At 64.4% G+C, this 19,429-nt stretch carries 23 protein-coding genes; 12 read left to right on the forward strand and 11 right to left on the reverse strand.

The window, feature by feature from the left end; genetic code table 11:
- Window positions 1-83: 83 nt before the first annotated feature.
- Window positions 84-863 (forward strand): helical backbone metal receptor, encoded by a 780-nt coding sequence (locus ACRQ5J_RS07900; RefSeq protein ID WP_432382379.1) that lies wholly within the window; start codon window positions 84-86, stop codon window positions 861-863.
- A gap of 24 nt (window positions 864-887) precedes the next feature.
- Here the strand turns inward: ACRQ5J_RS07900 and ACRQ5J_RS07905 are convergent, their stop codons facing one another.
- The 4 genes from ACRQ5J_RS07905 to ACRQ5J_RS07920 form a co-directional block, all read right to left on the reverse strand.
- Entirely contained in the window at window positions 888-1,262 is a 375-nt protein-coding gene (locus ACRQ5J_RS07905; protein WP_432382380.1) for an HPF/RaiA family ribosome-associated protein, read from the reverse strand.
- A 113-nt stretch (window positions 1,263-1,375) separates the two neighbouring features.
- Window positions 1,376-2,029 (reverse strand): DUF1345 domain-containing protein, encoded by a 654-nt coding sequence (locus tag ACRQ5J_RS07910; protein ID WP_432382382.1) that lies wholly within the window; start codon window positions 2,027-2,029, stop codon window positions 1,376-1,378.
- A complete protein-coding gene (locus ACRQ5J_RS07915) occupies window positions 2,026-3,264 on the reverse strand; it encodes an MFS transporter (protein WP_432382384.1) in 1,239 nt (412 codons plus the stop codon). Before ACRQ5J_RS07915 ends, ACRQ5J_RS07910 begins: the two co-directional genes overlap by 4 nt.
- Window positions 3,265-3,330: 66 nt before the next feature.
- Window positions 3,331-4,356 carry a CDP-6-deoxy-delta-3,4-glucoseen reductase gene (locus ACRQ5J_RS07920; protein WP_432382386.1) on the reverse strand — a complete coding sequence of 342 codons (1,026 nt, stop codon included), beginning with the start codon at window positions 4,354-4,356 and terminating at the stop codon, window positions 3,331-3,333.
- Window positions 4,357-4,368: 12 nt separating this feature from the next.
- Here ACRQ5J_RS07920 and ACRQ5J_RS07925 point away from each other — a divergent pair, with 12 nt between their 5' ends.
- The 4 genes from ACRQ5J_RS07925 (at window position 4,369) to ACRQ5J_RS07940 (ending at window position 6,406) form a co-directional block, all read left to right on the forward strand.
- On the forward strand, window positions 4,369-5,256 hold the full coding sequence (locus ACRQ5J_RS07925; protein WP_432382388.1) for an SDR family oxidoreductase: 888 nt from the start codon (window positions 4,369-4,371) through the stop codon (window positions 5,254-5,256).
- A 15-nt stretch (window positions 5,257-5,271) separates the two neighbouring features.
- Window positions 5,272-5,490: a hypothetical protein gene (locus ACRQ5J_RS07930; protein ID WP_432382390.1), complete on the forward strand. Its 219-nt coding sequence runs from the start codon at window positions 5,272-5,274 to the stop codon at window positions 5,488-5,490.
- Between the two features lie 151 nt (window positions 5,491-5,641).
- On the forward strand, window positions 5,642-5,893 hold the full coding sequence (locus ACRQ5J_RS07935) for a hypothetical protein (RefSeq protein ID WP_432382392.1): 252 nt from the start codon (window positions 5,642-5,644) through the stop codon (window positions 5,891-5,893).
- A 270-nt stretch (window positions 5,894-6,163) separates the two neighbouring features.
- On the forward strand, window positions 6,164-6,406 hold the full coding sequence (locus ACRQ5J_RS07940) for a hypothetical protein (RefSeq protein WP_135203922.1): 243 nt from the start codon (window positions 6,164-6,166) through the stop codon (window positions 6,404-6,406).
- A 67-nt stretch (window positions 6,407-6,473) separates the two neighbouring features.
- Here the strand turns inward: ACRQ5J_RS07940 and ACRQ5J_RS07945 are convergent, their stop codons facing one another.
- From ACRQ5J_RS07945 to ACRQ5J_RS07960, 4 genes are all read right to left on the reverse strand, one after another.
- Window positions 6,474-6,677, reverse strand: coding sequence for a hypothetical protein (locus ACRQ5J_RS07945; RefSeq protein ID WP_432382395.1), 204 nt, complete (start codon window positions 6,675-6,677; stop codon window positions 6,474-6,476).
- A gap of 71 nt (window positions 6,678-6,748) precedes the next feature.
- Window positions 6,749-7,390, reverse strand: coding sequence for a glycine-rich domain-containing protein (locus ACRQ5J_RS07950; RefSeq protein WP_432382397.1), 642 nt, complete (start codon window positions 7,388-7,390; stop codon window positions 6,749-6,751).
- Between the two features lie 109 nt (window positions 7,391-7,499).
- On the reverse strand, window positions 7,500-9,272 hold the full coding sequence (locus tag ACRQ5J_RS07955; protein WP_432382399.1) for a CHASE domain-containing protein: 1,773 nt from the start codon (window positions 9,270-9,272) through the stop codon (window positions 7,500-7,502).
- Window positions 9,273-9,420: 148 nt separating this feature from the next.
- A complete protein-coding gene (locus ACRQ5J_RS07960) occupies window positions 9,421-11,187 on the reverse strand; it encodes a glutamine--tRNA ligase/YqeY domain fusion protein (RefSeq protein WP_432382401.1) in 1,767 nt (588 codons plus the stop codon).
- 125 nt (window positions 11,188-11,312) lie between these two features.
- On the opposite strand from ACRQ5J_RS07960, the gene ACRQ5J_RS07965 reads away from it, so the two are divergent.
- Genes ACRQ5J_RS07965 through ACRQ5J_RS07980 form a run of 4 tightly spaced genes read left to right on the forward strand, consistent with a single transcriptional unit; the run spans window position 11,313 to window position 13,802 of the window.
- Window positions 11,313-11,606, forward strand: a complete 294-nt coding sequence (locus ACRQ5J_RS07965) for a DnaJ domain-containing protein (protein WP_432382403.1) — start codon at window positions 11,313-11,315, stop codon at window positions 11,604-11,606.
- Window positions 11,607-11,632: 26 nt separating this feature from the next.
- Complete coding sequence (locus tag ACRQ5J_RS07970; RefSeq protein WP_432382405.1) at window positions 11,633-12,133, forward strand: hypothetical protein; 501 nt, start codon at window positions 11,633-11,635, stop codon at window positions 12,131-12,133.
- A 2-nt stretch (window positions 12,134-12,135) separates the two neighbouring features.
- Window positions 12,136-12,915, forward strand: a complete 780-nt coding sequence (locus ACRQ5J_RS07975) for a hypothetical protein (RefSeq protein ID WP_432382407.1) — start codon at window positions 12,136-12,138, stop codon at window positions 12,913-12,915.
- A gap of 14 nt (window positions 12,916-12,929) precedes the next feature.
- Window positions 12,930-13,802 (forward strand): hypothetical protein, encoded by an 873-nt coding sequence (locus ACRQ5J_RS07980; RefSeq protein WP_432382409.1) that lies wholly within the window; start codon window positions 12,930-12,932, stop codon window positions 13,800-13,802.
- Window positions 13,803-14,090: 288 nt separating this feature from the next.
- Here the strand turns inward: ACRQ5J_RS07980 and ACRQ5J_RS07985 are convergent, their stop codons facing one another.
- Complete coding sequence (locus ACRQ5J_RS07985) at window positions 14,091-14,999, reverse strand: LysR substrate-binding domain-containing protein (protein WP_432382411.1); 909 nt, start codon at window positions 14,997-14,999, stop codon at window positions 14,091-14,093.
- 96 nt (window positions 15,000-15,095) lie between these two features.
- Here ACRQ5J_RS07985 and ACRQ5J_RS07990 point away from each other — a divergent pair, with 96 nt between their 5' ends.
- Together ACRQ5J_RS07990 and ACRQ5J_RS07995 are read left to right on the forward strand one after the other, a co-directional pair.
- Window positions 15,096-16,328, forward strand: a complete 1,233-nt coding sequence (locus ACRQ5J_RS07990; RefSeq protein WP_432382412.1) for an MFS transporter — start codon at window positions 15,096-15,098, stop codon at window positions 16,326-16,328.
- Window positions 16,329-16,500: 172 nt separating this feature from the next.
- Entirely contained in the window at window positions 16,501-16,830 is a 330-nt protein-coding gene (locus tag ACRQ5J_RS07995; RefSeq protein ID WP_432382414.1) for a hypothetical protein, read from the forward strand.
- A 19-nt stretch (window positions 16,831-16,849) separates the two neighbouring features.
- Here the strand turns inward: ACRQ5J_RS07995 and ACRQ5J_RS08000 are convergent, their stop codons facing one another.
- Together ACRQ5J_RS08000 and ACRQ5J_RS08005 are read right to left on the reverse strand one after the other, a co-directional pair.
- Window positions 16,850-17,290, reverse strand: coding sequence for a GNAT family N-acetyltransferase (locus ACRQ5J_RS08000; RefSeq protein ID WP_432382416.1), 441 nt, complete (start codon window positions 17,288-17,290; stop codon window positions 16,850-16,852).
- Window positions 17,291-18,520 carry a CaiB/BaiF CoA transferase family protein gene (locus tag ACRQ5J_RS08005; protein WP_432382417.1) on the reverse strand — a complete coding sequence of 410 codons (1,230 nt, stop codon included), beginning with the start codon at window positions 18,518-18,520 and terminating at the stop codon, window positions 17,291-17,293.
- Window positions 18,521-18,651: 131 nt separating this feature from the next.
- Here ACRQ5J_RS08005 and ugpQ point away from each other — a divergent pair, with 131 nt between their 5' ends.
- A complete protein-coding gene (gene ugpQ, locus ACRQ5J_RS08010; protein WP_432382419.1) occupies window positions 18,652-19,404 on the forward strand; it encodes a glycerophosphodiester phosphodiesterase in 753 nt (250 codons plus the stop codon).
- Window positions 19,405-19,429 lie beyond the last annotated feature (25 nt).

A 19,429-nucleotide genomic window follows, 5' to 3' on the forward strand; every position in this document is an offset into this window, starting at 1 on the left:
GGCAATCAAAGTTCTTGAATTATCATATCCGAAAACGTTAGAGGCGTGGTTCAATAACGGCATTGCAACGAACTGGATACAACATGGCTTATACCGACGCGCTGGGCGTCGTGCACCAACCCGCGCCGAACGCGCGCATCGTTTCGCTGGTGCCGTCGATTACCGAGCTGCTGTGCGATCTTGGCCTGGCGGCGCAAGTCGTGGGGCGCACCGGCTTTTGCATCCATCCGTGGGACGTGGTGCAGGGCATTCCCAAGGTCGGCGGCACCAAGGACGTCAATCTCGACAAGATCCGCCAGCTGGCGCCGACCCACGTGGTGCTCAACATCGACGAAAACGAAAAGCCGACCGCCGACGCGCTGGCCGAATTCGTGCCCAACCTGGTCGTCACTCATCCGCTGCAGCCGCACGACAATGTCGCGCTGGCGCGGCTGATGGGCGGCGTGTTCGACCGCGAACCGCAGGCCGCCGCCTGGTGCGCCGAGTTCGAGGCCGAGTACGCGCTGCTGCGGGCCGCGCCCAAAGGGCCGCCGCAAACCATGTTGTATTGCGTGTGGCAGGACCCGTGGATGACGATTTCGCGCGACACCTACATCGCCCGCATGCTGGCCGAAATCGGCTGGAGCGTGCCCGAGCTGGGCGAGGCGCGTTACCCGGAGTTCCGCTGGTCGCGCGAGCTGATTGACGGCATCGATGGCGTGCTGCTGTCGAGCGAACCGTACCGGTTCACCGAGGCGCACGCGGATGTGCTGGAACGGCAGATCGGCAAGCCGGTGCTGCTGGTCGATGGGGAAATGATGTCGTGGTATGGCAGCCGTTCGCTGCAAGGCTTGAAATACTTGCGGGAACTGGCGCAGCGCTAGGCCGCGCCAGCCCCTGAGCGGGACTTACTCTGCTTCGCTGGCGACGACGGCGGCCGATGCGGCGGCAACCCCTTCCGCATGGCGCTTGTTGTCGTGCAGCTTGCCAACGGCGCTGTCGACGGCGCGTTTCAGCTTGTCGGTGGCGCCGCTGATCGCCTGGTGCAGCGTGGCAGCGTGATCGCTGACGGCAATCGGTTGCAGGCCGGTAACACGAGCTTCCATCAGGCAGCGGTTGTCGCCATCGGCCGATTTCTGGCCGAGGTTGTCGCTGAGATGGACTTCGACGCGGGTGATTTGTTCGCCGAAGCGGTGGAGGGCATTGCTCACGACCGACTGTACATGGTCGTCAAGGCCGGCATGATTAGTGATGGTTTTGTCGGTATTCACTTGGATTTGCATAGCTTGCTCCTGTTGTTTGACAGCGTAACCATATTACTCCTTGCAAGCTTAAGTGGGCGTTAATTGGCTCACTGTCGTGCGCAAACTTGATCTATCCGTTCATTCCACCGTTTTCAGAGCAGCGAGGCGGCGATGTTGATCGACAGGCCGAGAATCGCCAGGTTGTAGAAGAAACACAGCACCGATTGGCCCAGCACCACCTTGCGCAGGCGGCGCGTGCGCACCGTGACATCGGAGGTCTGCACCGCCACGCAGATGGTGAACGAGAAATACAGGAAGTCCCAGTAATTCGGCGCGAGGTCGCCGTCCGGGAAGCCGAGCGCCTTGTCGTCGCCGTCGTCCATGTAGTACAGGTGCGCGTAGTGCGAGCAAAACATGACGCCGACCATGAACCACGAGCCGATCAAGGTCAGCACGCTGAGCGTGAAGCGCAGCGCCAGCACGTCGTCCGGCAGCCCCTTGGTGCTGGCCAGTTGCGAGACGATGGCGGCCAGGCTGGCCAGCACCGCCAGCGACAGCACGGCCAGGATCACCGGTCCTTTCTCGTCCTGCCGGCAGGCGGCGCGCTTGATGTCGTGATGGTCGGCCCGCACCATCATCCTGACCATCGTTGCCAGGTACACCCAGACCACGATGTCCCAGCACGCCATCAGCCGCGTCATTGGCGGCCAGCCGTCAGGCAGCAGGGGCGCGGCGGCGGCGCCCAGCACGATCGCCAGGGTCAGGTGAGGGCGGCTGTGGATGAGGGCAGGCAGGCGCAGTGTCATTTTTTATCGTCGTGAGGGAAGCGGTCCATGCGCGACAGCACCGGGAACAGCACGGTCCACGCGCCGACCACGGCCAGCGTGGCGGCGCCGCCGAACAGGATCGCGCGCGTCAGTCCCAGCCAGCCGGCGGTGATGCCGGATTCGAACTCGCCCAGTTCATTGGAGGCGCCGATGAACACCGAGTTGACCGCGCTGACGCGGCCGCGGATTTCGTCCGGCGTTTCGTACTGCACCAGCAAGTGGCGCACATACACGCTGATCATGTCGCCGGCACCCATCAGGAACAGCACCACCAGCGCCACCACAAAGCTGGTGGTCGCGCCGAGGATGATGGTGCCGACCCCGAACAGCGCCACGCCGCCCAGCATCCACGCGCCGACGCGGCGGGTGATCGGGAAGAAGGCCAGCGCGATGGAGCACAGCGCCGCGCCGGCGCCCGGCATGGTGCGCAGCGCGCCCAGTCCGCTCGGGCCGATGTGCAGCACGTCGTGCGCCAGCGCCGGCAGCAACGCGGTGGCGCCGCCGAACAGCACCGCGAACAGGTCGAGCGAAATCGCGCCCAGCACCACCTTCTTGTTCCACACGAAGCGCAGGCCCTCGAGCACCGTGTGCCACGAGGCCGGGCCGCTGGCGCTGGCCTGCTTGACCGACTTCACCATGCACATCATGATTACCGCCAGCACCAGCAGCACCGAGGAAATCATATACACCGTTTTCGGCCCGGCCAGGTAGAACAGCCCGCCCAGCGTGGGGCCGACGATCACGGCGACGTGGAACGACGACGAACTCAGGGCCACCGCCTTGCTGAAGCTTTCCTGCGGCACCAGGTTGACCAGGATCGCTTGCGTGGCCGGGCCCATGAAGGCGCGCGCGCTGCCGTACACCACCAGCACGGCGAAGATCGGCCACACGGCCGGCAGGCCGGTGTAGGCGAACAGCAGCAGCATCAGGCCGCACAGCATCTGCGCGAACAGCGCGATGGCGATCAGGTTGCGGCGGTCGTAGCGGTCGGCGGCGTGGCCGGCGATCAGGATCAGCGCCAGGAACGGCAGGAACTGCGCCAGGCCGATCAGGCCCAGGTCGAACAGGTTGTGCGTCATCGAATAGACCTGCCAGCCGATGGCGACGTTTTGCATTTGCACGGCCAGCGTGGCCAGCGTGCGCGCGGAGAGATAGAGGGCGAAGTTGCGGTGACGCAGAACGCTGAAACCGTTGTGGGAAGGACTGTCTGACATTGGGTCTTTCGGGATGCGGAGCCCTGGGACTCTGCATCCCGAAGGGCCCCGGCGGGTGGATGCTGGTTACTGGTGGAGGTCGGCTTCGGTGGTGAAGGCGTCGGCGTAGAACTCTTCCTCCGGCAGCCCGCACCGGGCCACGAAGTCGGCCTTGGCCGATTCCACCATGACCGGCGCGCCGCAGGCGTACACCTGGTGGCCGGACAGGTCCGGCAGGTCTTCCATCACCGCCTGGTGCACATAGCCGGTGCGGCCGGCCCAGTGGTCTTCCGGTTGCAGGTTGGACAGCACCGGCACGTACTTGAAGTTCGGCAGTTGCTGCTCCCACGCGCGGCACAGCGCATCCATGTAAATGTCCTGCGGGCGGCGGCCGCCCCAGTACAGCGTCATCTGGCGCGACGAGCCCTGCGCGCGCAGGTGGTCGACAATCGCCTTGATCGGCGCGAAGCCGGTGCCCGAGGCCAGCAGCACCATCGGCTTGTCGCTGTCCTCGCGCACGAAGAAGGTGCCCATCGGCCCTTCGAAGCGCAGGATGTCGCGTTCCTTCATGGTGCTGAACACCTGGTCGGTGAACAGGCCGCCCGGCAGGTGGCGGATGTGCAGCGTCAGCGGCTGGTCCTGGTCCGGCGGCGAGGCCAGCGAATAGCTGCGGCGCTTGCCGTCCTTGAGCATGAATTCGATGTACTGGCCGGCGCGGAACTTCAGCGTTTCATTGGCCGGCAGTTGCAGCGTCATGATGATCACGTCCGACGCCACTTTTTCCATGGTGGCCACGCGCGACGGCATCTTGCGGATCGGATAGTCGTCGCTGCCGGCCACCTCGCGCGCCTCGATCACCAGGTCGCCCTGCGGCACGGCGCAACAGAACAGCGACACGCCGCGGGCGGCCTCGTCGGCTGGCAGCGCGCGTTCCTGGTGCGGCTTGTGTTTCACCTCGCCTTGCAGCACCTTGCCCTTGCACGAGCTGCAGGCGCCGTTTTTGCAGCCGTAGGGCAGGCCGACGCCGGCGCGCATGGCGGCCGCCAGGATGGTTTCGTCGTCCTCGCAGGCGAATTGGTGGCCGCTGGGCTGTACAGTTATTTGAAACGTCATACAATCTTTCAGATGAAAAACCTACATATTCAGAAATTCAAGCGGCCGCGCCTGCTGATCGTGGGCTGCGGCGACGTCGGCATGCGCCTGTTGCCGCTGCTGACGCCGTATTTCCGCGTGTTCGCCACCACCAGCCAGCAGGAACGCTGCGCCGAATTGCGTGCCGCCGGCGCCGTGCCGCTGGTCGCCGATCTGGACCGTCCGGCCAGCCTGCGCCGCCTGGCCGGGCTGGCGCCGTGGGTGGTCCACCTGGCGCCGCCGCCGGCCGAAGGCGTACTGGACAGCCGCACGCGCAATTTGACCGCCATTTTACCCGAGCAAGGGCGCTTGGTTTATGTCAGTACCACCGGCGTCTACGGCGATTGTGGCGGCGCCCTGTTCGACGAGAGCCGGCCGGTGGCGCCGCGCAACGCCCGCGCGCTGCGCCGGGTCGACGCCGAGTGCACGCTGCGGCGCTGGGCGCGCCGCAGCGGCGCCGCGCTGGCCATCCTGCGCGTGCCCGGCATCTACGGCGCCGACCGTCTGCCGATCAAGCGCTTGCAGCAGGGGACGCCCGCGCTGATCGAGGCCGACGACGTCTATACCAACCACATCCATGCCGACGACCTGGCCGCCATCATCGCCCGCGCGCTGTATCGTGCGCTGCCTAACCGTGTCTACCATGCGGTGGATGACAGCGATATGAAGATGGCGCAATATTTCGATGCGGTCGCCGACGCCTTCCAGCTGCCGCGCCCGCCGCGTTTGCCGCGTGCGCAATTGCAACAGGTAGTGACGCCGGCGCTGCTGTCGTTCATGTCGGAATCGCGGCGTTTGCGCAACGGCCGCATCAAGCGCGAGCTTGGCGTGCGCCTGCGTTACCCGACGGTGGCGGCGACATTGTTAAAATGTCGCCCTTAACCACAAGGACGCACCATGCCGAACATGACTTACGAAGAATACCTGGACGAAGTAACCACGCTGATCGTCGAGAAATACGATGTGGCCGACGAGGCCGCGATCAAGATGGTCGTGCAGGCGCAGGACGCCGAATTCTTTGTCCGGCACGATGAGGTGGCCAGCATGCGCAACCTCGACCAGGCGCACCAGGACGCCAAAACCATCTTCACCGCCGCGAGCAAGCCGAAGCGGTGATGTAAAGATAAGTAAAGCGGCGGCTTGCTTCAACTATCGCAAGTGAGCTGCCAGGTTTATGTGGAAAAATCACAAGGTGGGGCGTTTGATGCATATCAAACAATCCGCCGCATGGTAGGATATTGTTAGCATCTTTCACGAAGGAGCGCGCATGGTAGCGACATTGCAGCCAAGCAAGGAGCAAGTCCGCGCCTACATGCAGCAGCGGCAGCGCGAGTTTTGCCACCGCCCGCCTCCGGTCCCGGAAGAAATCCGCCGCCTGTTGGGCTGGCATTGCGGCGGTCACGACGCCGGGCCTTCCTCTTCCTCCACCCTGTTCCTCCCCGGAACCATCGCCCAATTGGCCACGCTGATGGCCGTCGAATGGTGCTTTCTGGCGGCCGGCGTCGGCCGCGCGAGCTGATCTTTACATACTTTGATACTTATTTTTACAACATAGATCGTCGCTAGCACACAATTTAGGGTTAGAATCTCACGAAATCTCACAGAAATTGCGCCTGAGTTAGCCGTTTTGTAACGAAAGCGTGTATTATCTCGGTTATGCACTAAAACGCGGCATAAATGTTCGTGTTTCGTAGTGCTTCTTAGGTAATTGAGCTAAAAATTTTTTCTTACCCATGTGTCGCTTTTTTGCAAATTTTGCTTAGGTGGCAACGAACCTACTTAAAACACTATGTCCGCTCTGAAAGAAATCACCGCCTCCCCGACCTATAACCCGAACCGTGTACTCGATGCCATCATCGAGAAGCTGCAACTGAAAAACGATGCGGCGCTGTCGCGCGCACTGGAAGTGGCCCCGCCGGTCATCTCCAAAATCCGCCACAACACGCTGCCGATCGGCGCCACCATCCTGATCCGCATGCACGAGATCAGCGACTTCAGCATCCGCGAACTGCGTGAAATGATGGCGTCCTGATAGCGGACGGCGAAGAAAACGGCGCGTACCTTGCGGTAACGCGCCGTTTTTTTGCCTGGCCCGGGTATCAGGCCGAGGTGCTGATGGTGGTGCCGATGCGCTGGCCGCTGGTGTTGACCGTTGGCGCCACAGCTGCCTGCGGTGGCGGCGGCGCCGCCTGTTCGACACGTTCCGCCGGACGGTCCACCGGTCTGACTTGCTCAGGCTGGCGGGTCGGCGCGGTTTGTTGCAGGGCGGTGCTGCCAGTCGCGGCAATGGATTCTAAGGCCATGATGAACTCCCATCGTCTTTCAGAGGTCCGAGTATGCCACTTTTTTAATCAGGCTGCCGATTTTTTATGTATCAGGCCGGCAGGCGCGGGCGCGTGCTGTAAAAACCCGGCTGCTGCGCCGCCGCGATGACGGCGCCGGCCTGGGCGCCGATCACGCCGGAATGCGCAAATTGCGCCGCCACGCCGGAATGGGCGAGGTCGCCGGCGGCCACGCCCGAATGCGCAAAGCGCGCCGCCACACCCGAGTGGGCAAACGATGCAGCAGCCACGCCCGAGTGGGCGAACGACGCAGCGGCCACGCCCGAGTGGGCGCGCTCGGCCGGCGCGGCGTCGCACCCGTAATCCTCGCCAAAGGTGTCCTCGTACAACTCCTTCATGCGCAGGCCGACGCGGATGTGGGCCGCTTCGTCGTCCTCGCCGCGCAGGCCGATGTAGGGGAAGTGGTGCAGGAAGTGGCCGAACACGGCCTCGCAATCGGCCGCGTAGCTGATCGTGTCGAGGATGTGGTAGTGCCAGAAGATGTCCACATCGACCAGCGGCGCGGTTTGTTCGTTGGGATATTTCTTCATCAGGTAGAGGAAGCGGCGATACTCGAACTCGACGGCGTTGGCGCGCTCCAGCGACCAGCCTTCGCCGGACTCCCGGTGCATCAGCTTGACCTTGATCGGTTCCAGGTCGAGGGCGTTGATGGCAAGCATTTCTTGAGCATTCATCAGATTTTCCTTTGCGGTATTGATGCGGGTTGAAAAAGGCTGCGAACGCCTTTGATTTTGCCGCCAGGGGATAAATGTTCCTTGAGGTTAATCAATGTTGCGAAGAAAATCAGTCGGCCGGGCCGCCCACCGGGACCGCGATGGCGACGATGGTGCCGCCGTTGGGGCTGCTGGTGATGGTGCAGGCGCCGCCCAGCAGGTGGATGCGCTCCTCGATGCCGACCAGGCCGAACGAGCCGATCTTGTTGCGGCTGCCGTCGCGCAGGCCGATGCCGTTGTCGGTGATGGTCATGCTCAGCATGCCGGCGGCGTGGCGCAGCTCCACCCGTACCAGGCTGGCGTGAGCGTGCTGCAGGATGTTGCTCAGGGATTCCTGCAGGATGCGGAAGATGGCGGTGGCGCCGTGGTCGTCGATGCGGATGTCGGTATCGTGGTCGACCAGCTCGCACATCATGCCGGAGCGCGCGCGGAACTGGGCGATCTGCCATTCCACCGCCGCGTTCAGGCCGAGGTCGAGCACCGTCGGGCGCAGGTCGTTGATGATGTGGCGCACGCTCTTGATGCTGCTGTCGATCTGCTCCAGCATATGCACGGCGCGCGCGTGCAGGCGCGGGTGGCGGTGGTGGGTGCGGTTGGTCAGCAGGTCGACGTCGATGCGCAGCACCAGCAGGTTCTGGCCGAGGTCGTCATGGATTTCGCGGGCGATGCGCTTGCGTTCCTCCTCCTTGATCTGGTCGGCGTGTGCGGCCAGGCGGCGCAGCTTCTGGTGCGACTGTTGCAGCCGCGCCTGGCTGGTGCGCAGTTCGCGCGTCATTTCCTTGGCCATCTTGACCGCCCGCATGCGCGACGACGACAGCGTGTGGAACAGCAGGAAGAATAGCAGCGAGCCGGTGAAGCCGCTGACCATCGCCGCCCACGGCAGCCAGGTGTCGAAGCGGCTGTACCAGCGTTCCCTCGGCGCGCTGAAGTGGGCCTGCCACTGGCGCTGGTGAAATTCGATCGGCAGCGTCACGCTGAACTGCTCGTGCGGCCGCAGCGTTTTGCACTCCGGCATGCTGTCGAACAGCGTCACCGGCGTGCGCGCCGGCTGGCTGCTGTCGTACAGCACCAGGCGGGCGTCGCGCACCTGCATCTGTTCCAGCGCCGCCTGCACCAGCCGCGGCACGCTGAAGCCGATGCCGACCGAGCCGAGATAGGCCTGCCGCCGCTGTTCCACCGAGCCCAGCGGCATGTCGCTGCGGTACACCGGCAGCCGCAGCGCCAGCCCGGCGCCCGCCGGCTGGTGCACGCTGTCGATCGGCGTGCCGGACGCGCTCAGCTCGCCGTTGTCGCGGCCCTGCGCCAGCGCCCGCGCCACTGGCGGCCGGAAGGCGATGTCGCGGCCGATTTTTTCGCGGAACTCGGCCAGCGGTTCGATCATCGTCAGCACCCAGTATTCGGCGCGCGGCGCGGACGGCGTGATGTGCAATTCCGGCGGATAGCCGAGCGCGGTGTCGCCGTTGTTGCGCAGCGCGCGCTCGAAGCGGTTGCGGCCGGCGTCGGTCACGTAGTGGGCGTAGTTGATATTGTCCAGCGCCGGGAACTGGTTGGCGATGTCGAGGCCGGCGACGTAGCGGTGGAAGCTGGCCCGGTCCACATGCTCGGACGCGTGGAAGAAGCTGGCCGCCCCGCGCAGCACGTCGGTGTAGGCGTTGATGCGCGAGCTGATGTTGTACTGCGCATTTTGCGCCTGGTGCAGGAAGCGCTCGCCGGCGTCATATTCGATGGTGCGGTGCGCCGCCAGGTAGAACAGCGTGCCGATCGCCAGCGATAGCAGCACACCGGCCCACCACACCGGGCGGGACGAGGAGAACAGCTGCTTGCTCGCCAAAACGATGGCCACCGCTTGCTCCTGAATCAATAATATTCTTTTGACTATAGGAAATAAGCGTTCGTTGCGTCAAGCAATTTTGTGTAAATGATATTTGTCCTAGACATTCTGTCATAAAAAACGGCGCCCGCAGGCGCCGTTGCAGCAAGGGCGGGGCGGCTTATTTGGCGGCCCAGCTGTCCTTCAGCGTGACGATGCGGTTGAACACCGGCTTGCCTGGCTGCGAATCGACGCGGTCGGCGACGAAGTAGCCGTGGCGCTCGAACTGGAAGCGCTGGTCCGGCTGCGCCGTGCTCATGCCCGGTTCCAGGTAGGCTTTCACCACTTCCTTGGCGTTCGGGTTCAGCAGCGCCAGGAAGTCCTTGCCGCCGGCGTCCGGCTGGGCGTCGGTGAACAGGCGGTCGTACAGGCGCACCTCGGCTTCCAGCGCGGCGGCGGCCGACACCCAGTGGATGTTGCCCTTGACCTTGTAGTTGTCCGAGCCGGGCGTGCCGGATTTCGAATCCTCGAAGTATTTGACGTGGACCGCCGTGACCTTGCCGTTTTCATCCTTGTCGTAGCCGACGCACTCGGTGACGAAGCCGTGGCGCAGGCGCACGCGGCTGCCCGGCTGGTCGCCGACCGGCGGCGTGTAGCGGAAATAGCCCTTGACCGGCGTTTCCATGAAGTCTTCTTCCTCGATCCACAGCTCGCGCGAGAACGGGAAGGTGCGCACGCCCATTTCCGGGTGGTGCGGGTGGACCGGCGAGCTGCACTCTTCGGTCTGGCCTTCAGGGTAGTTGTCGATGATTAGCTTGAGCGGGCGCAGCACGGCGGTGGCGCGCGGCGCTTTCGGGTCCAGGTCTTCGCGCACGCAGCCTTCCAGCGTGCTCATGTCGATCCAGCCGTCGGCCTTGGTCACGCCGATGCGTTCGCAGAACAGGTGGATCGCCTCCGGCGTGTAGCCGCGGCGGCGCAGGCCGACGATGGTCGGCATGCGCGGGTCGTCCCAGCCGTCGACGATCTTTTCTTCCACCAGCTGGCGCAGCTTGCGCTTGGAGGTGACCACATAGGTCAGGTTCAGGCGCGAGAACTCGTACTGGCGCGGCACCGGCAGCGTGAAGAAGCCGCCTTTCGACAGAGTTTCCAGCAGCCAGTCGTAGAACGGGCGGTGGTCCTGGAATTCCAGCGTGCAGATCGAGTGGGTGATGTTTTCCAGCGCGTCCGAAATCGGGTGCGTGTAGTCGTACATCGGGTAGATGCACCAGGCGTCGCCGGTGCGCACGTGGTGCGCGTGGCGGATGCGGTAGATGGCCGGGTCGCGCATATTCATGTTCGGCGATGACATGGCGTCTTCGCTGATTTTGGCGCGCAGGATGTGCTCGCCGTCGGCGTATTTGCCGGCCTTCATGTCGCGGAAAATTTGCAGCGATTCCGCCGCCGGGCGGTTGCGGAACGGCGAGTTGGTGCCGGGCGTATTGAAATTGCCGCGATTGGCCGCCATCTCGTCGGCCGACTGGCTGTCGACGTAGGCGTAGCCTTGTTCGATCAGCCATTCGGCCATCGCGTACAACTGGTCGAAGTAGTCCGACGCATAGTGCAGGTGATGCTCGACCGAGCCGTCGGCCTTCGGATAGTCGTAGTCGAAGCCCAGCCACTTGACGCTGTCGATGATGGTGTCGACGTATTCCTGCTCTTCCTTGGCCGGGTTGGTGTCGTCGAAGCGCAGGTTGCAGCGGCCCTGGTAGTCGCGCGCCAGGCCGAAGTTCAGGCAGATCGACTTGGCGTGGCCCACGTGCAGATAGCCGTTCGGTTCCGGCGGGAAGCGGGTGATCACGCTCGGCAAGCCGGCGCGGTCATGGGTGCCGGCCGCCAGGTCGTGTTCGACGATGGCGCGCAGGAAATTGGAGGGTAGGGCTGGCGCTGGGTTGTTTTTGTCGTTGCTCATCTGTAAAGGTGGCTATGCTCGAAAGTTCTATATAAATGCATTTTACCGTATTGCCGATAGGGATATGGCGGCGCGGTATAATGATCGATTAATTTGTTTCAGCACCACGGCCCGGAGTTTCCAAAATGGAAAATTATTACAACACACTGGGTATCGCGCCGAACGCCAGCGAAGATGAGATTAAAAAGGTCTATCGTTCGCTGGCCATGCGGTTCCACCCGGACCGCAATCCCGAACCCGGCGCGGATGCGCGCTTCAAGGCGGTCACCAAGGCCTACGAGATCCTGTCGGACCCGGTCAAGCGCGACGAGTACAACCAGAGCCTGAACCACCGCATCATCATCGACGCCGAGGCGGAGGCCTACCAGCTGTGGCGTTCGCTGTTCGCGCTGCACGGCACCACGCTGCCGGCCGCTTGATATCTGTTTAGAAAAGATAGAGAAAAATGAGAAAAGTACACCCTGAGTTCGCCTATCAATCGCGCGAGCTGGAAGGCCAGATCGAGGGCATCCTGGGCGATCCGCCCGATCACAAGAATTACCGCCGCATGGTCGACGCGCTGGTGGGCGAGTACGCCCAGGGCGGCGGCATCGAGGACGTCAACATGCTGGCCTTCGCGCTGGTCGACCACATCGAGTTCAACGACCCGAAAGGCCTGCTGGCCGAAGCCGAGGACTACGAGTTCGGCGACGCCGCGCGCGTGTTCGCGATGGCCTCGTGCAAGGGCGACGAGGCGGCCAAAATGTATGCATCCATCGCCGAATCGATGCCGGACCTGGCGCGCCAGGCCATCATTACCGCCTTCCTGCACAAGAACCCGCGCCGCTGGGACGACGACGACCAGTCGCTGGAGCAGCTGTCGCGCAACGACGATGGCGACGATATCGAAGACGAAGACGTGGCAAGCGAGGACTTTGCCCAGATGTTCGACAAGGATGGAGATTAAGCATGGCCGATGACAACAAAAGCGCCAATCTGCCGGCGCTGAGCAAGCAGGTCACCGAGCTGGTGCTGGCCGGTTCGCTGAGCCACGCCGAGGAAGCCTTCGCCGAAGCGGCCGACCAGTTCGGCGACCTGGCGGTGGTGGAAGTGCTCAACAACATCCCGCCGCAGGTGACCGCGCTGCACATGGCCGGCTTCGACGGCGGCAAGCTGTCGCTGACCACGCTGCTGGTGCCGCCGAAGGCCTGGGCCGACAGCCTGGCCTTCATCGCCGCCACCTGGCCGGACGACCAGATCGAGGACGATCCGGAGCGCATCGCCGAGTCGCTGTTCGCCCACATCCACGGCGTGGCCTTCGCCACCGACGACGAGGAGCGCCGCAACGAACTGCTCGCGGCCGCCTCGGCCACCGACCATGGCGCCACCATCTTCGCCATCCTGTTCTCGCTGGCGCCGAAGGAAATCCTGGAAGTGGCCGGCGAAGTCATTTCCAAAGGCCCGTACCTGACCGGCCAGACCTCGTCCGACAGCGACATCGTGCCGGTGGCGATCGCGCTGGCGCAGGCCTCGGAAGACGGCTGGGACCGCGCGTTGTTCGAGCTGTTCCCGGAATTCCGCCACAGCGCCGACCTGGCCGACGCCGAGTACGACGACGACCCGGACGCCGAGCCGAGCATCCTGCAGCGCTCGACCAAGGAGCTGTTGTACCGGCTGCGCAAGCAAGTGCCGTCCACGCGCAGCGCGAAAACCTCGCGCCGCTCGGTCGGCACCAACATCTTCTCGTAACGGGTGCCTGATCGATGCTGCCTGCCATTGTAGTAGCAACCCTGCCGCGCCTGACCCGCGCGATCCAGCAGTTCGCCAAGCACCCCGACGATGACGCCGCCTACACGCTGGCCGACGAGCTGACCGGCATCACCGCCATGGTGGCCGAGAAGTTCACCAACGACCGCACCGCCGAGGGCATCCAGAAGGCATTGCAGCTGACCACCGGCTGCGTGTCGCTGGGGCTGGACAGCGCGCTGCCGGGCGAGGACGACCTGGCCGCGCTCGACCTGCTGATCGACGAGGGCGCCGAGCATGCGTTCCAGATCGGCTTCCGCATGATCAAGGACCTGGCGAGCCTGCCGGAGGACACGCTAGTCGGCGAGTACGACACCGACCCGGTGTACGCCGCGCGGCGCCTGCGCGAGAAGTTCATCGACATCTGCCTGACCGATCCGAACCAGAACTGGGATGGCGCCGCGCGCTATGCGGTGCAGCTCAGGCAGCGCAAGGAAGTGCAGGCGGTGGTGCGGCTGGCCGGCTGGCTGCGCCGCCACAACACCGACGGCCCGGTCAGCGATGCCGACCTCAACGCCGAAGGCGTGATCGCGCTGGCGATCATCTTCGCGGTCGAGGGCGGCGGCATGATCGTCGCCCGCACCGGGCAGAAGGAGTTCGAGCGCTTCGTCAAGGCGGTGCGCAAGAACAAGCCGGACTACGAGGCCGGCTGGGCCGAGCTGGTGGCCAAGGTGCCGGCGCAGCATCATCCGGTGCTGCTGGAGCGCATCGACAGCTATCGCCAGAGCTGCACGGTGCTGCAAAACATCAAAGGTCGCACGGCGATGAAAACGCTGTTCGCGGAACTGGAAAACTACGCCGGCTCCGAGCTGGACGCCGACTACTCCTGAGCAGCGAAACCGCCCGTCGCACCCGCGCAGGCGGGTGCCCATGCGGCGTATCGCCAACCGCCGCACAGCCGTCGCACCCGCGCAGGCGGATGCCCATGCGGCGTATCGCCAACGGCCGCACAGCCGTCGCACCCGCGCAGGCGGATGCCCATGCGGGCATCGCCAACCGCCGTACAGCCGTCGCACCCGCGCAGGCGGATGCCCATGCGGGCATCGCCAACCGCCGTACAGCCGTCGCACCCGCGCAGGCGGGTGCCCATGGAGTGCATGCTCAGCACGGGTTGCCGCCTACGCAGCAACGACGGCGGCGCCGGCCTCAGCGCTTGCCACCTCCACGAACGCCGCCACCAGCGGCGAAATCGCATCCCGCCGCTTGGCCAGATACAGCGCCGTAGTGGCCTCCGCATCCGCGAGCGGCCGATAACACACCTCGCGCATACGAATAATATCGAACGAACCCGGCAACACCGACACGCCGCAACCGGCCGCCACCAGGCCAATGATGGTGGACGCCTCGCCGGCCTCCATCGCAATGGTCGGCTTGAAGCCGGCCGCGCGGCACAGGCGGTTGATCTGCGGATGGATGCCGGTGCCGGCGCTCTCCGGATACATCACCAGCGGCTCACCCTTCAGATCGCTGACCGCGATGCGCTGCTTGGCCGCCAGCGGATGGCCGACCGGCAGCACCATCACCAGCGGATCGCGCCGCAAAATCGTCAACTCCACCGAATCGGGCAGGTTCAGCTCCGGCGGCCGCACCAGGCCCAGATCCAGCTCGCGCGCGGCCAATGCCTCGATCTGGCCGACGGTCGACATCTCCTTCAGCGTCAGCTGCACGCCCGGATAGCGTTGGCGATAACGGTTGATCACCGCCGCAAACAGCGGCGTCAGCGGTGTGGAAAACGTAAAGCCAACCTTGATCTCGCCGGCTTCGCCGCGCTCGGCCCGGCGCGCGGTCAGCATCGCCTGTTCGGACAGGGCCAGCACGCGGCGCGCATCCGCGAGGAACAGCTTGCCGGCCTCGGTCAGCCGCACCCAGCGCTTGCTACGTTCGAGCAACTGCGCGCCCACCTCGGCCTCCAGCATCTGGATCTGATGGCTGAGCGGCGGCTGGCCGATATGCAGCCGCTCGGCCGCGCGGGTAAAGCTCAATTCCTCGGCAACGGCGACGAAATAGCGCAGATGGCGTAGTTCCATTATCTTTAAAAAGTATGACTGAAGGTTTAAATATATATTGGACGGATTAATGACGCAATCCTAAGATGGGTTCATCGCACCTCGCAGGAAAAGCCCATGTCCCTCAGCGCCCACTCGGCCACCGCCATACCGGCCACCGCTGGTCCCCGCATCGCCGGCGGCAGCGCGGAATTCAAGCGCAGCAACCGCGCCATGTTCTTCGGCGGCTTCGCCACGTTTGCCCTGCTGTACTGCGTGCAGCCGCTGATGCCGCTGCTATCGCACGAATTCGCGCTGACGGCGGCGCAAAGCAGCATGGTGCTGTCGATCTCGACCGGCGCGCTGGCCGTCTCGCTGCTGGCGTCGAGCGCCATCTCCGAGCGCCTCGGGCGCAAGCCGCTGATGGTGGGCGCGATGGCGGTGGCCGCCATCATGACCCTGCTGTGCGCCTTCGCCCACAACTACCCGCAACTGCTGGCGATGCGCGCCTTGCTGGGCGTGGTGCTGGGCGGCATGCCGGCCATCGCCATGGCCTACCTCGGCGAAGAGATCGAACCGCAATCGCTGGGCCTGTCGATGGGCTTGTACATCAGCGGCAGCGCCTTTGGCGGCATGGCGGGGCGGGTGCTCACTTCGGTGCTGAGCGACCATTTCTCGTGGCGCCTGGCGTTGGCGGTGGTCGGCGTTGCGGGCATCGCGGCGGCGCTGGAATTCTGGCGCAGCCTGCCGGCATCGCGCCACTTCCACCCGGCGCGCGGCGGCTGGCGCATGCTGCCGGCCGGCTTCAGGCTGCACCTGTCGGACGCCGGGCTGCCGTGGCTATTCGCGCTGGCCTTCCTGGTGATGGGCGCGTTCGTCAGCCTGTACAACTACATCGCCTACCGGCTGTTGGGCGGGCCGTTCGGCCTGAGCCAGAGCGTGGTGGGCGCCGTCTCGTTCTTCTACCTGCTGGGCATCTACAGTTCGGTCTGGGCCGGCCGCCTGGCCGACCGGTTCGGCCGCCGCCACGTGTTGTGGGTAATGGCGCTGATCATGCTAAGCGGCCTGTTGCTGACCTTATCGAACTGGTTGCCGCTAATGCTGCTGGGCGTAGCGGTATTCACCTACGGCTTCTTCGCCACGCACTCGGTGGCCAGCAGCTGGGTAGGGCGGCGCGCGGCCAGCAACAAAGCGCTGGCGTCGGCGCTCTATCTATTCTTCTACTACCTCGGCTCCAGCGTTATCGGCTCGGCGACAGGCGTCATGTGGGGGCAGGCTGGGTGGCCAGGCGTGGTCGCCGTGCTAGCGCTCTCCCTCGTGCTGGCGCTGTTGGTCGCCGTCCGCCTGCGCCGTCTCCGGGGTCAGGTCTGACATTCGCACACGGGCTCAACTGCGCAGCAGTTGAGCCCGTGCGAATGTCAGACCTGACCCCGGATGTATTTGCGCGCGGGCTGATCTGGATCAGTGTTTGGCGCGATGGATGAAACTGCTTTTGGCCTCTGCGGTCGAATTCGCATCGGCGGATTCTTGATAGGAGGTCATCATGTTGCATGCTAATGATTTACAACACCGGTTTTATTTTGTCGAACGCGCGGTGCGATTGGCCGCCCAGGCGGCGTCGGCGGAGCCGGGCTTGCCGCGCGAGCTCCGTGATTGCATCGAGCTGATGGATAGGCACGCCGACAATGCGCGCGAGGTGTTGCAATCCGCCGATGACGCGCGCGTCCGCAAGCTGGTGCGCGATCTTGAGATCCTGGCCGAACGGGCCAGGCGCATCTGCAATTACATCCCTACCTTGTCCGGTCAGATCAAGGGCGCCGTGACCCATATGCATAGCCAGATCCAGGAACTGAAGCGTGACATGAGTGTCTGACAGGAGGACGCGCTGACCGCTACGGCCGGATCACGGCGATCATCTCGCCAATGTCGTCGAGGCCGGTTTCTTCAAAGCCGAAGCCGCGGTAGAAGACCCGGGCTTTGGCGTTGTCCGGCTTGTAGCAGATGGTGATCAGCTTGACGTCGGGCTTGGCTTTCAGCTCGGCCAGCAGCAGCTCCATCGCGCGCCGGCCTATGCCTTTGCCTTGCTGCGCGTAGTCGACCATGAAGCGGTAGATGCCGTATTCGCCGATGTTGTTGTTTGACTGCTTGTCGTACAGCAGGAAGCCGGCCGGCTTGCCCTGATGGTAGATGCCGCGCGGGATGTAGTCGTCGTAATACCTGGCCTGCGCGATCGAATACGCGTTGCTGGCCAGGTAGCCGCGCTGGTGCTCGGGCAGCTCCATGTCCATGAAATCTTCGAAATTTTGGGCGGTAATCTCTTCTAAGGTGACCAATTACAAAACTCCTTTTGCCCGCAGGGCTGCGATGTCTTCGTCGCTGCGGCCCAGCAGCTCGCGCAGCACCGCGTCGGTGTGCTGGCCCAGCAGTGGCGGGGCGACGGCGTTGTCGGTCGGCGTGGCGGACATCCGCATCGGACTGCGCACCAGTTTGGTGGTGCCGGCGGTCGGGTGCTGCACGTCCATGACGATGCCGCGCGCTTCCACCTGCGGGTTGCGGTAGACCTCGTCCAGGTTGTTGATCGGCCCGCACGGCACGCCGACCGATTCCAGCTTGCTGATCCAGAACTCGCGCGATTGCTGCAGCACCATCTCGGCCAGCAGCGGCACCAGTTCGTCGCGGTGTTTCACCCGCAGCGGGTTGGTTGCGTAGCGCTCGTGATGGGCCAGATCCGCGCGTCCGCCGGCCTCGACAAACTTCTGGTACTGGCCATCGTTGCCGGTCGCCACGATGATGTAGCCGTCCGCGCACTGGAAGGTCTGGTACGGCACGATATTCGGATGTGCATTGCCCCAGCGCCTGGGCGCCTTGCCGCTGTTCAGGTAGTTGCTGCCGGCGTTGGCCAGCATTGCCACTTGCACGTCCAGCAGCGCCATGTCGATGTATTGGCCTTCGCCGCTGCGGTCGCGGTGCGTCAGCGCGGCGAGGATGGCGATGGTGGCGTACATGCCGGTCATCAGGTCGGTCAGCGCGACGCCGGCTTTTTGCGGTCCGCCGCCCGGCAGGTCGTCGCGCTCGCCGGTCACCGACATCAGCCCGCCCATGCCTTGAATCAGAAAATCATAACCGGCGCGGTGCGCGTACGGCCCGTCCTGGCCGAAGCCGGTCACCGAGCAGTAGACCAGGTCCGGCTTGATGGCGCGCAGCGATTCGTAATCGAGGCCGTAGCGCTTGAGCTGGCCAACCTTGTAATTTTCCAGCACGACATCGGACTGGCGCACCAGTTCGCGCAGCAGTTGCTGCCCCTCGGCGCTGGCGATATCCACCGTCACCGAGCGCTTGCCGCGATTGGCGGACAGGTAGTAGGCCGCCTCGGTCGTGTCGTTGCCGTCGGCATCGCGCGCATACGGCGGCCCCCAGGCGCGGGTGTCGTCGCCGCTGCCGGGACGTTCGATCTTGATGACGTCCGCGCCGAGATCGGCCAGATTCTGCGAACACCACGGTCCCGCCAGCACGCGGCTCAGGTCGAGCACGCGGATATGGCCTAACGCTTTGTGAGCTGTCATGATGCGTTTTACCTTTTGAGTAACAATCTGGCCGCTAGTGTAGTGCTTAGTCCACGCGCTTGCCACCTGTTTGACGGCGCCGCCATTCGTGATAACGTTGCTATCCTTGCCATGACAACCAAGACACTGCCATGTGGCCCTATCCCAAAATTGTTGCACATCGCGGCGGCGGCACGCTGGCGCCGGAAAACACCCTGGCCGGCCTGCGCGCCGGGCTGGCGCGCGGCTTTCGCGCCGTCGAGTTCGACGTCATGCTGTCGCGCGACGGCATCGGCATGGTGGTGCACGACCCGGAATTCGGTCGCACCGTGGCGGGGCAGGGCAGCGTGGCGCAGACCGACGCCAGCGCGCTGGCCCGCATGGACGCCGGCGGCTGGTACGGCGATGCCTTTCGCGGCGAGCCGGTGCCGTTCTACACCCAGTTCATCGATTTTTGCAAGGCCGAAGGCATCTGGATGAACGTGGAAATCAAGCCGGCCGACGGCTTCGACGCGGCAACCGGCGCCTGGGTTGCCAAAGTAACACAGGACAGCTACGCCGCCGAGTTGGCATCCGGCAACCCGGCCGCCTGTCCGCTGCTGTCCTCGTTCAGCTATGCGGCGCTGGCCGCCGCCCGCGACGCCGCCCCCGAGTTGCCGCGCGGCTATTTGCTGGACCAGATCCCGGCCGACTGGCAGCAGCAGGCGCGCGAGCTGGGCGCGGTTGCCATCCACACCAACCACAAGCACCTGACGGCCGCGCTGGCCGCCGCGATCAAGAGCGCCGGCTACGGCTTGTTTTGCTATACCGTCAACACGCCCGAGCGCGCCCGCGAGATCCTGTCGTGGGGCGTGGACGGTTTTTGCACCGACCGTATTGATTTGATCGGCCCGGCCTTCACCTGAAACCCTGCGGCCCCTGTGGTCATAT

It is taken from the genome of Duganella sp. P38 (assembly GCF_050859475.1).
Lineage (GTDB): Bacteria > Pseudomonadota > Gammaproteobacteria > Burkholderiales > Burkholderiaceae_D > Rugamonas.

Coding starts and splice junctions, on each gene's coding strand:
- ACRQ5J_RS07900 (WP_432382379.1), top strand. CDS start 84: ATGGCTTATACCGACGCGCTGGGCGTCGTGCACCAACCCGCGCCGAAC.
- ACRQ5J_RS07905 (WP_432382380.1), bottom strand. CDS start 1,262: ATGCAAATCCAAGTGAATACCGACAAAACCATCACTAATCATGCCGGC.
- ACRQ5J_RS07910 (WP_432382382.1), bottom strand. CDS start 2,029: ATGACACTGCGCCTGCCTGCCCTCATCCACAGCCGCCCTCACCTGACC.
- ACRQ5J_RS07915 (WP_432382384.1), bottom strand. CDS start 3,264: ATGTCAGACAGTCCTTCCCACAACGGTTTCAGCGTTCTGCGTCACCGC.
- ACRQ5J_RS07920 (WP_432382386.1), bottom strand. CDS start 4,356: ATGACGTTTCAAATAACTGTACAGCCCAGCGGCCACCAATTCGCCTGC.
- ACRQ5J_RS07925 (WP_432382388.1), top strand. CDS start 4,369: ATGAAAAACCTACATATTCAGAAATTCAAGCGGCCGCGCCTGCTGATC.
- ACRQ5J_RS07930 (WP_432382390.1), top strand. CDS start 5,272: ATGCCGAACATGACTTACGAAGAATACCTGGACGAAGTAACCACGCTG.
- ACRQ5J_RS07935 (WP_432382392.1), top strand. CDS start 5,642: ATGGTAGCGACATTGCAGCCAAGCAAGGAGCAAGTCCGCGCCTACATG.
- ACRQ5J_RS07940 (WP_135203922.1), top strand. CDS start 6,164: ATGTCCGCTCTGAAAGAAATCACCGCCTCCCCGACCTATAACCCGAAC.
- ACRQ5J_RS07945 (WP_432382395.1), bottom strand. CDS start 6,677: ATGGCCTTAGAATCCATTGCCGCGACTGGCAGCACCGCCCTGCAACAA.
- ACRQ5J_RS07950 (WP_432382397.1), bottom strand. CDS start 7,390: ATGAATGCTCAAGAAATGCTTGCCATCAACGCCCTCGACCTGGAACCG.
- ACRQ5J_RS07960 (WP_432382401.1), bottom strand. CDS start 11,187: ATGAGCAACGACAAAAACAACCCAGCGCCAGCCCTACCCTCCAATTTC.
- ACRQ5J_RS07965 (WP_432382403.1), top strand. CDS start 11,313: ATGGAAAATTATTACAACACACTGGGTATCGCGCCGAACGCCAGCGAA.
- ACRQ5J_RS07970 (WP_432382405.1), top strand. CDS start 11,633: ATGAGAAAAGTACACCCTGAGTTCGCCTATCAATCGCGCGAGCTGGAA.
- ACRQ5J_RS07975 (WP_432382407.1), top strand. CDS start 12,136: ATGGCCGATGACAACAAAAGCGCCAATCTGCCGGCGCTGAGCAAGCAG.
- ACRQ5J_RS07980 (WP_432382409.1), top strand. CDS start 12,930: ATGCTGCCTGCCATTGTAGTAGCAACCCTGCCGCGCCTGACCCGCGCG.
- ACRQ5J_RS07985 (WP_432382411.1), bottom strand. CDS start 14,999: ATGGAACTACGCCATCTGCGCTATTTCGTCGCCGTTGCCGAGGAATTG.
- ACRQ5J_RS07990 (WP_432382412.1), top strand. CDS start 15,096: ATGTCCCTCAGCGCCCACTCGGCCACCGCCATACCGGCCACCGCTGGT.
- ACRQ5J_RS07995 (WP_432382414.1), top strand. CDS start 16,501: ATGTTGCATGCTAATGATTTACAACACCGGTTTTATTTTGTCGAACGC.
- ACRQ5J_RS08005 (WP_432382417.1), bottom strand. CDS start 18,520: ATGACAGCTCACAAAGCGTTAGGCCATATCCGCGTGCTCGACCTGAGC.
- ugpQ (WP_432382419.1), top strand. CDS start 18,652: ATGTGGCCCTATCCCAAAATTGTTGCACATCGCGGCGGCGGCACGCTG.